This window comes from Nonomuraea sp. NPDC050394, assembly GCF_044459065.1.
Taxonomy (GTDB): Bacteria; Actinomycetota; Actinomycetes; order Streptosporangiales; family Streptosporangiaceae; genus Nonomuraea.
Map to the genome: position 1 here is coordinate 404,776 of NZ_JBITIO010000001.1, position 13,314 is coordinate 418,089.

General features: G+C 70.9%; 12 protein-coding genes. 5 read left to right on the forward strand and 7 right to left on the reverse strand.

Annotated features, from left to right (window positions below; all coding sequences use genetic code 11):
* Positions 1-9: 9 nt before the first annotated feature.
* Positions 10-1,323 carry an FG-GAP repeat domain-containing protein gene (locus ACIBKY_RS02100; RefSeq protein ID WP_397093708.1) on the reverse strand — a complete coding sequence of 438 codons (1,314 nt, stop codon included), beginning with the start codon at positions 1,321-1,323 and terminating at the stop codon, positions 10-12.
* 56 nt (positions 1,324-1,379) lie between these two features.
* Here ACIBKY_RS02100 and ACIBKY_RS02105 point away from each other — a divergent pair, with 56 nt between their 5' ends.
* The 3 genes from ACIBKY_RS02105 to ACIBKY_RS02115 are packed head-to-tail and all read left to right on the forward strand — an operon-like array spanning position 1,380 to position 3,568.
* Positions 1,380-2,189 carry a MerR family transcriptional regulator gene (locus tag ACIBKY_RS02105; RefSeq protein ID WP_397093709.1) on the forward strand — a complete coding sequence of 270 codons (810 nt, stop codon included), beginning with the start codon at positions 1,380-1,382 and terminating at the stop codon, positions 2,187-2,189.
* A gap of 1 nt (position 2,190) precedes the next feature.
* Positions 2,191-3,084 (forward strand): RNA polymerase subunit sigma-70, encoded by an 894-nt coding sequence (locus tag ACIBKY_RS02110; RefSeq protein ID WP_397093711.1) that lies wholly within the window; start codon positions 2,191-2,193, stop codon positions 3,082-3,084.
* Between the two features lie 4 nt (positions 3,085-3,088).
* A complete protein-coding gene (locus tag ACIBKY_RS02115; protein WP_397093712.1) occupies positions 3,089-3,568 on the forward strand; it encodes a GyrI-like domain-containing protein in 480 nt (159 codons plus the stop codon).
* On the opposite strand, the gene ACIBKY_RS02120 is transcribed toward ACIBKY_RS02115, so the two are convergent.
* Genes ACIBKY_RS02120 through ACIBKY_RS02135 form a run of 4 tightly spaced genes read right to left on the reverse strand, consistent with a single transcriptional unit; the run spans position 3,552 to position 8,293 of the window.
* Positions 3,552-5,213 carry a phospho-sugar mutase gene (locus ACIBKY_RS02120; protein ID WP_397093713.1) on the reverse strand — a complete coding sequence of 554 codons (1,662 nt, stop codon included), beginning with the start codon at positions 5,211-5,213 and terminating at the stop codon, positions 3,552-3,554. The genes ACIBKY_RS02115 and ACIBKY_RS02120 overlap by 17 nt on opposite strands.
* Positions 5,210-6,013, reverse strand: a complete 804-nt coding sequence (locus ACIBKY_RS02125) for a purine-nucleoside phosphorylase (RefSeq protein WP_397093714.1) — start codon at positions 6,011-6,013, stop codon at positions 5,210-5,212. The genes ACIBKY_RS02120 and ACIBKY_RS02125 overlap by 4 nt, the downstream gene beginning before the upstream one ends.
* A gap of 1 nt (position 6,014) precedes the next feature.
* Entirely contained in the window at positions 6,015-7,319 is a 1,305-nt protein-coding gene (locus ACIBKY_RS02130) for a M20/M25/M40 family metallo-hydrolase (RefSeq protein WP_397093716.1), read from the reverse strand.
* Complete coding sequence (locus ACIBKY_RS02135) at positions 7,316-8,293, reverse strand: Lrp/AsnC family transcriptional regulator (RefSeq protein ID WP_397093717.1); 978 nt, start codon at positions 8,291-8,293, stop codon at positions 7,316-7,318. Before ACIBKY_RS02135 ends, ACIBKY_RS02130 begins: the two co-directional genes overlap by 4 nt.
* Before the next feature lie 174 nt (positions 8,294-8,467).
* On the opposite strand from ACIBKY_RS02135, the gene ACIBKY_RS02140 reads away from it, so the two are divergent.
* A complete protein-coding gene (locus ACIBKY_RS02140; RefSeq protein ID WP_397093718.1) occupies positions 8,468-9,709 on the forward strand; it encodes an MFS transporter in 1,242 nt (413 codons plus the stop codon).
* A gap of 100 nt (positions 9,710-9,809) precedes the next feature.
* On the opposite strand, the gene ACIBKY_RS02145 is transcribed toward ACIBKY_RS02140, so the two are convergent.
* A complete protein-coding gene (locus ACIBKY_RS02145) occupies positions 9,810-10,241 on the reverse strand; it encodes a gamma-glutamylcyclotransferase (protein WP_184957863.1) in 432 nt (143 codons plus the stop codon).
* 72 nt (positions 10,242-10,313) lie between these two features.
* Here ACIBKY_RS02145 and ACIBKY_RS02150 point away from each other — a divergent pair, with 72 nt between their 5' ends.
* A complete protein-coding gene (locus ACIBKY_RS02150; RefSeq protein WP_397093719.1) occupies positions 10,314-11,708 on the forward strand; it encodes an NAD(P)H-quinone dehydrogenase in 1,395 nt (464 codons plus the stop codon).
* Between the two features lie 208 nt (positions 11,709-11,916).
* Here ACIBKY_RS02150 and ACIBKY_RS02155 read toward each other — a convergent pair whose 3' ends face one another.
* On the reverse strand, positions 11,917-13,272 hold the full coding sequence (locus ACIBKY_RS02155; protein WP_397093721.1) for an LPXTG cell wall anchor domain-containing protein: 1,356 nt from the start codon (positions 13,270-13,272) through the stop codon (positions 11,917-11,919).
* Positions 13,273-13,314: the final 42 nt, after the last annotated feature.

Below are 13,314 nucleotides of genomic sequence, written 5' to 3' on the forward strand. Positions count from 1 at the left end.
GGAGACGGCTCAGGAGGCGTCGAAGGATGCCACGATGCGCTTGCCGTCGGTCACCTGGATCTTTCCCTCGTCGATGAGGACCACGTCGCCGTCGCCGTCCCCGTCATAGTCGCCGCTGGTCAGCGGGGTGCCTGACGCGCCGGGGAGCGGTTGCCCGGGGCCCAGGCCGTCGGGGCCGCCCCAGTGGACCCTCGGGGGCGAGTCGCCGTCCGCCCGGCCGAAGACCAGGTCGTCGTGGCCGTCGCCGTTCAGGTCGGCCGCGGTCGCCCGGCCGTTGGCGCCCTTGAACCGGCGCTCCCGCCCGTCGCCGTAGTAGACGGTCAGCGTGCGGTCCACCTCGGGCGGCTCGGTCTCCTCGCCCGGCTCGTTGTTACGCGAGCCGTCGTCACCGGCGGCCAGATCCCTGACCCCGTCACCGTCGAAGTCCCCGAAGGCCGCCGCCATGCCGGGCGTGAGCTCGCGCGCCCGCTCGGCGGGCCCGCCGCGGCGTCCGGCGAGCAGCCAGCCTGACCGCTGCTCTCCGTCGTCGCCCTCGAAGGCCACGAGCCCGCCCGGCCACGCGCCGATCCGGTCGGCCGTCATGCGCCAGAACTCCTGCCCGGTGGGCGAAGCCCGGACGACCCGCCGAGCGGGCCTTCCCGCCCGATCGAACGGCCCGAACAACAAGGCCAGCCCCGGACCGGCACCCCTCCCGCCGGACGGACTCGCGCCAGGGCCGGAGGGGCTGGGGCTTGTGCCGAGGTCGGGTGCAATTTCGGGCGGCAAGGCCATGGCGACGTCGGCGGTGCCGTCGCCGTCGAAGTCGCCGGTGGTCGCGCGGTGCGCTCCGGCGCCGGCGGTGACCGGCGGCACGATCGGGGTGGGCAGCGCGTCCGCCGCGATCCCGGCCCTGCCGCCCCAGAACACGCCGGGCACCATCGGCTCGTCCCGCCCCTCCGGCGCGCCGAAGGCGAGCACGTCGCCGAAGCCGTCGCCGTCGAGGTCGGCGTGGAGGCCGCCGTCGATGATCCACGGGACGAACCGGCTGAGCACCGTGCGTCGCGCCGGGTCGAGGCCGCGGCGGGAGCCGTACAGGATGACCAGGCGCTCGCGGTCGGCGATCCGGACCTGGAAGGCCAGGTCGGAGAAGCCGTCGCGGTCGATGTCGTCGGGCCGCGCGGACGCCTGCCGCACGCGCGCGGAGGGCGGCGCCGACGACGGCGCGGCGCTCGTCCGGGCGGGGACGGAGGGCGGCGCGGCGCTCGTCCGCGTGGGGGCGGAGGGCGGCGCGGCCCCGCACCCCGCGAGCAGCAGGATCACGACGAACAGGGAGGTTCGGGGCATGCGGGCATCGTAGTGTTGACCCTGACACCGTGTGAGGGGCTACATCTGGGGGCGTCATGTTCGGCATCGGAGACTTCGCCAGGCTGGGGCTGGTGTCGGTGCGCATGTTGCGCCACTACGACGCGATCGGGCTGCTCAGGCCCGCGCACGTGGACCCGGCCACCGGCTACCGCTCCTACCAGGCCGCCCAGTTGTCCAGGCTCAACCGGATCGTCGCGATCAAGGACCTCGGGTTCACGCTGGAGCAGGTGGGCGCGATCCTCGACGACAAGGTGAGCACGGAGGAGCTGCACGGCATGGTACGGCTGCGCCGCGCCCAGCTGGAGACGCAGATCAGCGCCGACCTGGCCAGGCTGCGCGGGGTGGAGGCGAGACTCCGCACGATAGAGAAGGAAGGGCACATGCGCACCGACGAGGTCGTGCTCAAGAAGGTCGCCTCCATACGGATCGCCGAGCTCAGCGGCCGGGCGGCCAGCTACGACGGCGAGGACATCGGCCCGGTCGTGCAGCCGCTCTACGCCCAGCTCATGAAGCGGCTCTGCGAGGCGGACATCAAGATCACCGGATCGGGCTGCGCCTACTACCTGCCGGAGGACGACGGCACCGTGATGGTCCACGCCGCCGTCGAGGTGGGGGTCTCCGAGGGCGCCGACGTCGACTTCCTGACCCTGCCCGGCATCGAGACCGCCGCCACGATCATCCACACCGGCTCCATGGAAAACGTCGGCCCGACCATGCAGGCTCTCGCCCACTGGATCGAGGACAACGGCTACCGCGCCCTGAGCCTGTCGCGCGAAGTCTCCCTCCACTGCCCCGACAACCGCGACGAATGGGTCACCGAGCTGCAGATCGAGGTGACTCGCTGACGTGGTCGAACTGGAGCGCCACCGCAAGGAACTGGCCGGGTACTGCTACCGCATGCTCGGCTCCGGCTTCGAGGCAGAGGACGCCGTCCAGGAGACCCTGACCAGGGCGTGGAAGACGTTCGACCCCGAGCGCGGCGCGCTGCGCCCCTGGCTGTACGGCATCGCCACCAACGTCTGCATCGACATGCTCCGCAGCGCCCAGCGCCGGGCCCGCGCCATGGACCTGGGCCCGGCCGCCGAGCCGGGCGATGGACTGGGCGCGCCGATCGCCCACGAACGCTGGGTCTACCCGATGCCCGACCAGCTCATGGACCCGGCCGAGCTGGCGGTCTCCCGCGAGTCGGTACGGCTGGCCTTCGTGGCCGCGCTCCAGCACCTCCCGCCCAGGCAGAGGGCGGTCCTGATCCTGCGCGACGTGCTGGCCTGGTCGGCCGCCGAGGTGGCGAACCTGCTGGAGACCAGCGTGGCCTCGGTCAACAGCGCGCTCCAGCGGGCCAGGGCGGCCCTGCCGGCCACGGCCGAGCCGCGCCTGGAGGTGGACGAGGACCTGCTGGCCCGCTACGTGGACGCGTTCGAACGTTTCGACGTGGACACGCTGGTCGCCCTCACCCACGAGGACGCCGTCGAGTCGATGCCGCCGTTCGCCTGGTGGCTGTCGGGCCGCGCGGCCATGCACGAGGTGCTGGTCGCCTCGGGCGGGGAAGGCTGCCGGGGCAGCAGGCTGGTGCGGGCCGGGGCGACCACGTTCGGCCAGTACCTGAACGGGGAGGCGTTCGCGATCGTGATCCTGGAGACGTCAGGCGGCCTGATCAGGGGTACGACCACCTATCTCGACCCGAGCCTGTTTCCGTTGTACGACCTGCCGATGAGTTTCGGGGGTCCCGGCCGTAAGTAAGAGCATGGACATCATCGAATTTCCCGAACGGCACTACGTGGCCGTCCGCAGGACCATCACCCTGAACACGTTCGGGGTGGTCGGCGACCGCATCCCGGAGATCTACGGCTGGCTGGTCGCGAAGGGCGTGGCCATGGAGGGCGCGCCGTTCTTCCGCTTCCACGTCATCGACATGGAGGGCGATCTGGACGTCGAGGCGGGCGTGCCGGTGGCCGGGCCGGTCGAGGGAGAGGGCGACTTCGTCGCCGCCACCCTGCCCGCCGGACGCTACGCCAGCGTCCGCCAGGTCGGTCACCCCGACCAGCTCTTCCCGGTCATCGAGAAGCTGCGCAACACCCCCGGCCTCGACTTCGACATGACCGAGGAGGCCGACGGCGAGCACTGGGGTTCGCGCCTGGAGATCTACCACACCAACCCGGCCGAGCAGCCCGACATGAACAAGTGGGAGATCGAGCTGCAGTTCAGGCTCAGAGACCCAGCGTGACCTTGAGGTCGGCGGCCAGGGCGGCCAGCCCCGCGGCTGCCCTGGTCCTGGCCGCCGCCACCTCATCCTCGACCGGCACCACCACTTCGAGGTAGCACTTGAGCTTGGGTTCGGTGCCGGAGGGGCGCACCACCACCCGCGCCCCGCCCGCCAGCCGGTAGCGCAGCCCGTCGGTCGGCGGCAGCCCGCCCTCGCCCTTGGCCAGGTCGTCGATGCCCTCGACCACGCGCCCGCCGAGCTCCTTCGCGGGCTCGGCGCGCAGCCGCGCCATCGCACCCGAGATCAGCGACACGTCCTGCACGCGCACCGACAGCTGCGAGGTGGCGTGCAGGCCGTAGCGTCTGGCCTGGTCGTCCAGAAGGTCCAGAAGCGTACGCCCGGCCCGCTTGGCCTCCGCCGCGATCGCGGCCACGGTCAGCGCCGCCCCGATCCCGTCCTTGTCGTGCACGGGCAGGCCGGCGTCGGAGCCGACGCTGTAGCCCAGCGCCTCCTCGTAGCCGTAGACCAGGCCTTCTCCGGCCCGCATGATCCACTTGAAGCCGGTCAGCGTCTCGGTGTAGCGCACCCCGTGCGCCGCGGCGATCTTGCCGAGCAGGGTGGAGGACACGATCGTGGTCGCCACCAGCCGGTCGCCGGTGGTGTTGGCGATCACGTACTCGCCGAGCAGGGCGCCCACCTCGTCGCCGGTCAGCATCCGCCACGAGCCGTCGCCCACCGGCAGGCCCACCGCGCAGCGGTCGGCGTCGGGGTCGTTGGCCAGCACGAGGTCCGCGCCGACCTTGCCGGCCAGCGCCAGCGCCAGGTCCATCGCCCCCGGCTCCTCCGGGTTGGGGAAGGCGACGGTCGGGAAGGCCGGGTCGGGGTTGCGCTGCTCCTCGACGGCCATCGGGCTGGCGAACCCCGCCGCCAGGAAAGCGCCGGTCAGCGTGCCCGCGCCCACGCCGTGCAGCGGCGTGTAGGCCACCTTCAGCGTGCGCGCCGTGCCCAGCGGCAGCGCGGTCACCGCCTCGATGTAGTCGTCGAGCAGGTCCTCGCCCAGCTCGGTGAAGGTTCCGGGGGCCGCGTCGAGCCCCCTCTCCTCGTACGGCGCGCCCAGCGGCAGCCCGTCCACCCGGCCCACCGCGTCGATGGCCGCGGAGATCTGCCCGTCGACGGGCGGCACGATCTGGGAGCCGTCGTTCCAGTAGACCTTGTAGCCGTTGTCCCTGGGCGGGTTGTGGCTGGCCGTCACCGTGACCCCGGCGTCGGCGCCCAGGTGGCGTACGGCGAAGGCCAGCACCGGCGTCGGCAGCGGCCGGGGCAGCAGCGAGGCGTGGATGCCCGCGCCGGTCAGCACCGCCGCGGTGTCGCGGGCGAACACGTCGGACTTGTAGCGGGCGTCGTAGCCGATGACCACGTGCTTGCCGGGGCCCAGCACCGCGGCCAGGCCGGCGGCCGCGCGCATGACCGTGACCCGGTTCATGCGGTTGGGTCCAGCGCCCAGTTCGCCGCGCAGGCCGGCCGTACCGAACTCGAGTTTGGCGCCGAAGCGGGCCGTCAGCGTGCCGAGGTCGGCGCGCTCGATGAGGTCGGAGAGCTCGGCTCGGGTGTCGGGGTCGGGATCCTGGGCCAGCCACGCGCGGGCCTGCTTCAGCAGGTCGCTCATACCCGGTCGACCACCTTGGCCAGCAGGCCGCCCATGCGCGCGGCGGTGGCCTTGCCGACCTGGAGTACTTCTTCGTGGTTGAGCGGCTCGCCGGCCAGGCCCGCCCCGGGGTTGGTGACGAGGGAGACGCCGAGCACCTCCAGACCCGCCTCGCGCGCGGTGATCGCCTCCAGGACGGTGGACATGCCGATCAGGTCGCCGCCCATCGTGCGCAGCATGCGGATCTCGGCGGGCGTCTCGTAGGTCGGGCCGCGGAAGGCGACGTAGACGCCTTCCGCGATGGCCGGGTCGATCTCGCGGACCAGCGCGCGCAGCCGCTTGCTGTAGACCTCGGTCAGATCGAGGAAGGTCGTGCCGGTCAGCGGATTGGCGCCGGTCATGTTGATGTGGTCGCTGATCAGGACCGGATCGCCCACGTTCTGCGTCTCGGGGCGCAGGCCGCCCGCGGCGTTGGTGAGCACGACCGCCCTCACCCCGGCCGCGGCGGCCGTGCGGATGCCGTGGACCACCTTGTCGACCGGGCGGCCCTCGTACAGGTGCGTGCGCCCGAGCAGGACCAGCGCGTGGCGCCCCGCGTCGGTGCGGACGACCCGGATCTTGCCGCCGTGCCCGGCCACCGCGGGTGGCGCGAAACCGGGCAGGTCGGTGAAGGCCACCTCGGTGACGGTCTGTCCGAGCGCGTCGGCGGCGGGAACCCAGCCGGAGCCCATCACGAGGGCCACGTCGAAGGTGTCGACGCCCGCCGCGCCCTTCAGCGCGGCGGCGGCGTCCTGTGCCAGGGTGTAGGCGTCGTTGCTCACCTCAGTAGTTTAGGAGCAGCCTGTCGAGCACCCTCACACCGAACTGCAGGGCCTCGACCGGCACCCTCTCGTCCACGCCGTGGAACATCGCGGCGAAGTCCATGTCCTTCGGCAGCCGCAGCGGCACGAACCCGAAGCCCCGGATGTTCAGGTCGGCGAAGAAGGTCTTGTTGTCGGTCCCGCCCGACATGCAGTACGGCACCGCCCGTGCCGTCGGGTCCTCGGCCTTGAGCGCCGCGATCATCGACTCGACCAGCGCCCCGTCGAACGTGGTCTCCAGCGCGATGTCGTGGTGCACGAACTCGCGGCGTACCTTCTCCCCGATCAGCGAGTCGATGGTCTTGAAGAAGTCCTCCTCGTGGCCGGGCAGGAAGCGCCCGTCGACCACGGCGGTGGCCTGGCCGGGGATCACGTTCGACTTGTAGCCGGCGCCGAGCTGGGTCGGGTTGGAGGTGTGGCTCAGCGTCGCGCCGACGAAGCGGACCAGCGGCCCGATCTTGTCCAGCACGTTCTGCGGGTTCGCCGGGTCGAACGGGATCTGGAAGGCGTCGGCGACTTCGGTGAGGAACGTCCGCACGGTCGGCGTCAGCGTGATCGGCCACTCGTGGGCGCCGATCCTGGCGACGGCCTTGGCCACCTCGGTGACGGCGTTGTCGGAGTTGAGCATGGAGCCGTGCCCGGCGGTGCCGTCGGCGATCAGCTTCATCCAGGCCAGGCCCTTCTGGGCCGTCTCGATCAGGTAGAGCCGCAGCGACGGGTCCACCTCCAGCGAGTAGCCGCCCACCTCGCTGATCGACTCGGTGACGCCCTCGAACAACTCGGGGTGGTGGGCGGTCAGGTACTTGGCGCCGTAGACGCCGCCGGCCTCCTCGTCGGCCACCCACGCGAAGACGATGTCCCGCTTGGGCTTCCTGCCCTCGCGCTTCATCTGCCGCAGTACGGCCAGCATCATGGCGTCCATGTCCTTCATGTCCACCGCGCCACGGCCCCAGATGTAGCCGTCGCGCACCTCGCCGGCGAACGGGTCGACCGACCAGTCGGCGGCGTTGGCCGGCACGACGTCCAGGTGCCCGTGGACCAGCAGCGCGGGCAGGCTGGAGTCGCTGCCCTCCACGCGGGTGACGACGTTGCCGCGGCCCGGCTCGCTCTCGATGTAGGTGGACTCGATGCCGGCCTCGTCCAGCCTGGCCATGACCACTTCGGCGGCGGCCCGCTCGCCGGGGCCGCTGCCGTCACCGTAGTTGCTGCTGTCGACGCGGATGAGCTCCACGCACAGGTCGGCTACTTCCTTCTCAGCGGGCGTCATGTTCTCTCCAATGTGAGCAGACCGGACTTGCGGAGGTGCCCGCGCTTGTGGGCGCGGGTGATCAGCGTGACGTTGACGTCGGTGACGTCGTCGATCGGGCCGACGACGTTCGTGAGAAAACGGTAAAGGTCGGCCTCGTGCGCGGCGACCACCTGGACGATGACCGAGTGGGTGCCCGAGGTCGCGGCGCAGTAGCGCACGTCCGGGTGGGCGGCCAGCGTCAGGCCGACCTGGTCGAGCCCGTGCGGGCGGACCTTCAGCCAGATCTGCGCCTCGACCTCCAGGCCCAGCAGCGCCGGCTCGATCTCGGCGCGCATGAGCAGAAGCCTGCGGTCGAGCAGGGACGCGGCCCGCCGGCGCGCGGTCGGCAGCGAGACGTCCAGCCGCTCGGCGATCGCGGTGAACGCCGCCCGGCCGTCGGCGACCAGCAGTTCGGCGATCTCCTTCTCCAGCGGCGAGAGCCCGTCCTGGTCGGGCAGCGGCCCCGCGCTGTAGACGGGACGCAGCTCGGCGACCTCCTCGGGGGTGAGGAACGGCGCGTGCCACTCGGCCACGGTCGTGAACGTGTGCAGGACGACCTGGGTGCGCGTCTGCAGGACGCCGCTGATGTCGGTGACCTCGGAGGAGACGATGTCGTGCAGCATCTCCCTGCTCGGGGCGACCAGCTCGCAGCCGAGATCCGCCTCGCCGGTCAGGGAGTAGACCGAGCGGGTGTCGGGGCGCTCGCTCAGCGCCGCCGCCACCTTGGCCGAGGCGCCGGGCCGTACCTGGACGTGCAGATGGACCGGACGGCCGTGGCCGGTGCGCAGATCGTCGTAGATCGCGGTGACGCGGACCATGCCCTCGTTGATGACGCGCTGGAGCCGGCGCGCGACCGTGCGCTCGTGCTCACCGACCACCCGGCCGATCTCACCCCAGGACGCGCGCGGGCTGACCTGCAGGGCCGCGATCAGGCGCCGGTCGAGAACGTCCATTGAGAACCGTTTCTATGTCGGGTTTGTAAATAAATCTCTGGATGTTTGACTATTTCGGTCGTCCACTTGCACAGTAGGGCACCACCTGACCTGTAAGCAAAGGAGCCCCTGGTGGCTATCTCACCTGCGACTGAGTCGCCGCTTGGCATCCCCAGAAGCCGTGTCCGCCAACTCATGGCCGCCAGCATCGGCAACGTGGTGGAGTGGTACGACTGGTACGCCTACGCCGCCTTGGCCGCATATTTCTCCGTCCAGGTCTTCCCCAAGAGCGCCGACGCCTCCCTCGTGCCCCTGCTGGCCACGTACGGGGTCTTCGCCGTCGGGTTCTTCATGCGGCCACTCGGCGGCCTGCTCGTCGGCTCGTTCGCCGACCGTTTCGGCCGCAAGGCCGCGATGACCTTCACCATCGTGCTGATGGGTGTCGGCTCGCTCATGCTCGCTGTCACTCCTACCTATGAGGCGGCGGGCGTCCTCGCCCCGATCATTCTCACGCTGGCCCGTCTCATCCAGGGCCTGTCGGTCGGCGGTGAGTTCGCCGCCGCCACCACCTTCCTCGTGGAGTCGGCCGGCCCCGGCCGCCGCGGCCTGTTCTCCAGCTTCCAGTACGTCAGCACGACCATCGGCCAGCTCCTCGCTCTGGGCCTGGCCGCCGGGCTGGGAGCCATGCTGGCCGAATCCGACATGAACGGCTGGGGCTGGCGCATCCCCTTCGTGATCGGCGCCGTGCTCAGCCTCGTGGGCCTGTGGATCCGCAAGGGCGCCGACGAGACCTCGCACGTCGCCCAGGAGATCCAGGAAGGCAAGGTCGAACGGCCCAGGCTCTTCGACTTCCTGCGCAACTACCCCAAGCAGGCCGCCCTCATCGTCGGCATCACCATCGCCGGCACCGTGGCCTACTACACGTGGACCACGTTCCTGCCCACCTACGCGAACATCACCGTCGACTTCTCCAAGACCGAGGCGCAGCTCGTCGGCACGATCTCGCTCGTCTTCTTCATGATCCTGCAGCCGCTGCTCGGCATGCTGTCGGACCGGATCGGCCGCAAGCCCCTGCTGATCACCTTCGGCGTCGGCTTCACCCTGCTGCCGGTGCCGCTCCTGGGCATGCTGGACAACACCTTCGCCAGCCTGCTGCTCATCCAGTGCGTCGGCATGGTCTTCCTGGGCTGCTTCACCTCGATCTCGGCCGCGGTGAACTCCGAGCTGTTCCCCACCCGGGTGCGGGCCGCGGGCGCGGGCTTCCCGTACTCGCTCACGGTCGCCCTCTTCGGAGGTACGGCTCCGCTCATCGGGACCGCCTTCATCGACGCCAAGAACCCCGGGGCCTTCCCCTGGTACATGTCGGCGCTGGCCCTGGTCTCGACGCTCGTCTACATCTTCGCCCTGAAGGAGACCAAGGACCAGCCGCTGCGCTGACCGTCCTCGTGACACCCGGGCGTGTTCACGCGCGCCCGGGCGTGTCGCGGGCCGGTGCGGGTCGCCGGCAGGTCGTCGCGGACCTGCCGTCGCGTACCGGTCAGAGGGACGTGCAGGGGCGGCCGCGCAGCTCCTTCACGTAGTCGTCCGGCGCGCCCGCCTTCTCGGCGGCGTCGGCCAGGAAGCCGAGGTAGCGGGCCGGCGGAAGGCCGCCCTCATAGGCGTCGAGGACGTAGAACCAGGCGACCAGCTCGCCCTCAAGCGTCTGCACCCGCAGCCGCACCTTGTGGTAGACGCCGCGCGCCGCGCCCTCCCACTGGTCGAGCGAGTCCTCGTCGAACTCGGGCACGTCGTAGAGCACCACGAAGACGTGCTCGTCGGGATCCTCGACGATCGTCGCCAGCGCCTCCGGGCCACCGAACGTCAGGCGCCAGCCCTGCAGCCAGCCCGCGCTCCGGACTGGAGAATGCGGCGCCCGCAAGGCCATCTGCCCAGGGTCCAGGTTGCTGCCGTATGCGGCGTAGACAGGCACAGCAGCTAAGACTAGCGCCCCGGCCCCCGCCCCGTTCGCCTGCTGCTCAGGACATACGGAAGAATGGGACACGTGACTAGGATCGTGATCATCGGTGGCGGACCAGGCGGCTACGAGGCGGCGCTGGTGGCCGCGCAACTTGGCGCGGAGGTCACGATGGTCGAGCAGGACGGTCCGGGCGGCGCGTGCGTGCTCACCGACTGCGTGCCGTCCAAGACGCTCATCGCGACCTCGGTCCGCAAGCAGGCGCTGATGGACGCGCCGTCGCTGGGCGTCTCCTTCTCCGGCGGGCTCGACGGCGACGCCGGTGTGGCGCAGGTCGACCTGCCGCTGGTCAACAAGCGGGTGAAGGAGCTGGCCCAGGCGCAGTCCATGGACATCGAGACCAGGGTGGCGGCCGAGGGCGTCGAGATCATCAAGGCGCACGGGCGCCTCGTGGATCCGCAGGTCGTCAAGGCGGGCGAGCGGACGATCAGGGCGGACGTGGTCCTCGTGGCCACCGGCGCTACCCCGCGCATCCTGCCCGGCGCCGAGCCCGACGGCCGGCGCATCCTCACCTGGCGCCAGCTTTACGACCTCGACGAGCTGCCCGAGCACCTGATCGTGGTCGGCTCCGGCGTCACCGGCGCCGAGTTCGCCGGCGCCTACCGCTCCCTGGGCTGCGAGGTCACGCTCGTCTCCAGCCGCGACCGCATGATGCCCAACGAGGACGCCGACGGCGCCGAAGTGCTGGAGGAGGTCTACCGCAGGCGCGGCATGAACGTCATGGGCCGCTCCAGGGCCGCCTCGGTGACGCGTACGGCCGAGGGCGTCCTGGTCACGCTGGAGGACGGCCGCGTGGCCGAGGGCTCCCACGCGCTGATGACGGTCGGCATGGTCCCCAACACCACCGGCATCGGCCTGGCCGAGGCCGGGGTCCAGCTCGACCGCAACGGCTTCATCAAGGTCGACAAGGTCTCCCGCACCTCCGCGCCGGGCGTCTACGCCGCGGGCGACTGCACCGGCGTGCTCATGCTGGCCTCGGTGGCCGCGATGCAGGGCCGGATCGCCGTCTGGCACGCGCTGGGCGAGGCCGTCCAGCCGCTCCGCCTGGCCACGGTGGCCTCCAACATCTTCACCGACCCGGAGATCGCCGCGGTCGGCGTGGCACAGCGCTCGATCGAGGCGGGCGAGATCGAGGCCAACGTCGTCAAGCTTCCCCTGGCCACCAACGCCAGAGCCAAGATGTCGGGCTTCAACGACGGCTTCGTCAAACTCTTCTGCCGCCCCCACACCGGAATCGTCCTGGGCGGCGTGGTGGTGGCCCCGCGAGCCTCCGAACTGATCCTGGCGGTCTCGGTGGCGGTCCAGCAGCGCCTGACGGTGGACCAGCTGGCCCACACCTTCGCCGTCTACCCGTCGCTGTCCGGCAGCATCACCGAGGCGGCCCGCCGTCTCATGCAACCGGAAGCGGCCATCGGCATCTGACGCGGTCTTCCTCTCACCCGGTCGAGGTGGGCCGTATCGGCGGCGCGTTCGTCCGGCGTGAGAAGCGATCCCCACGATCGGCGCCCGCGCGGGTCGGCGGGTGGCGTGGGGGCGGCTTGCCGTAACGGCTGGAAGGCTCTCAACGCGACGGGCGCGTCCTCCAGGGAGGACGCGCCCGCAGTGTCTGTCAGATGGAACGAGAGACGGGTTACCAGTCGCCGCCGCCGAAGTCGCCGCCGCCGAAGTCGCCCCAGCCGCCGCCGCTGTCGCCGCCGCCGAAGTCACTTCCGCCACCGCCGAAGTCGCCGCCGGCGCCCGCGTCGGAGTAGCCGGCGCCGTAGCCGCCCATTCCCCAGCCGCCCATCATGCTGCCCATCATCGTGCCGATGAACATGCCGGTCATGATGTCGCCGAAGCCGCCGTAGTAGCCGTAGGCGTACGGCTGGTAGGCCGGGCCCGCGTCGTAGTACGGGCGGCGCTGGCCGTCGACCATGACCTCGCGCATCTGCGGGTCGAAGCCGCGCTCGACCGCCTCGGCGTCCTGCGCGCAGGCCGGCACTTCGCGCACGGCGCCGTTGGGCGGGGCCCAGCTGACGTCGCGGACGGACGGGCCGTGCTGCGGGTTGAAGAAGCAGGGCGCGCGGCGCTCGGGCACCGGCTGGTTGTTGACCTTGGCCTTGACCACGGCCAGCGAGTAGCGGCCGTCCTCCAGCGTCTGGGTGACCTCGCGGATCTGGTCGGACCGCTCGATCGTGGCCAGCTGGGTCTTGGCCTTCTCGTAGGAGTCGAGCGCGTGCTGCCACTCGTCGATGTGCCGGCCGCCCTCACCCGCGAGGGTGACGTCGGTGTCGAGCGAGGTGATCTCCTCACCGAACTTGGTGACGTCCTCGTCGACGGTCGTCTTGACCATCGCGAGTTCCTTGGCCTGCTTCTCGGCGAGCTTCTTCTTCTTGTTCTTGGAGTAGAGGAAGTAGCCGCCGCCACCCACCAGGGCGATGGCGCCGAGACCGATCAGCGCGCCGGTGCCGCTGCCGCCACTGCTGGGCGAGCCGGACGACAGCGCGGACTTGCTCTTGCCCTCGGCCAGCAGGTTGATCCGGTTGACGAACTCGTTCATGCCTGCGGCGATGTCGGAGTTGTTGCGCGTCGACAGGTTCGCGATCTGACCGGTCCTGCCGCTGCCGAAGTTCGATCCGGCGAACAGGGTCTTGCCGTCGAGGACGGCGACGGTCACGCGGGCGTTGTTCTTCGCCGCGGCCGTCGCGTTGCCCAGGGTGGTCAGGTAGGTCTTCACGTCGGTGACCGAGCCATCGGGCAGCGCCGCGACGTAGATGTCGCTCTTGGAGTCCTTCAAGGCGGACCGGATCTCCGACTGCTGGTCGGACGTCAACGCGGAGCCGTTCTCCACGTAGAGCGGATCCTTCTTGTCCTTCCAGTGGGACAGGATGGTCTGGGCGTCAGGCGGCGCCGCGGCGTGTGCAGCGGGGGACAGCGCGAATACAGCGAGTAGACCGGCGATCAGAGCCGCGGTCGCGGCCCCCGCCCGGCGCAGCGAGTGGGTCATGGGCAGCTAGCCTCCTTCGCCCTTCAGGACGAACGGGCGGTC

Coding starts and splice junctions, on each gene's coding strand:
- ACIBKY_RS02100 (WP_397093708.1), bottom strand. CDS start 1,323: ATGCCCCGAACCTCCCTGTTCGTCGTGATCCTGCTGCTCGCGGGGTGC.
- ACIBKY_RS02105 (WP_397093709.1), top strand. CDS start 1,380: ATGTTCGGCATCGGAGACTTCGCCAGGCTGGGGCTGGTGTCGGTGCGC.
- ACIBKY_RS02115 (WP_397093712.1), top strand. CDS start 3,089: ATGGACATCATCGAATTTCCCGAACGGCACTACGTGGCCGTCCGCAGG.
- ACIBKY_RS02120 (WP_397093713.1), bottom strand. CDS start 5,213: ATGAGCGACCTGCTGAAGCAGGCCCGCGCGTGGCTGGCCCAGGATCCC.
- ACIBKY_RS02130 (WP_397093716.1), bottom strand. CDS start 7,319: ATGACGCCCGCTGAGAAGGAAGTAGCCGACCTGTGCGTGGAGCTCATC.
- ACIBKY_RS02135 (WP_397093717.1), bottom strand. CDS start 8,293: ATGGACGTTCTCGACCGGCGCCTGATCGCGGCCCTGCAGGTCAGCCCG.
- ACIBKY_RS02140 (WP_397093718.1), top strand. CDS start 8,468: ATGGCCGCCAGCATCGGCAACGTGGTGGAGTGGTACGACTGGTACGCC.
- ACIBKY_RS02155 (WP_397093721.1), bottom strand. CDS start 13,272: ATGACCCACTCGCTGCGCCGGGCGGGGGCCGCGACCGCGGCTCTGATC.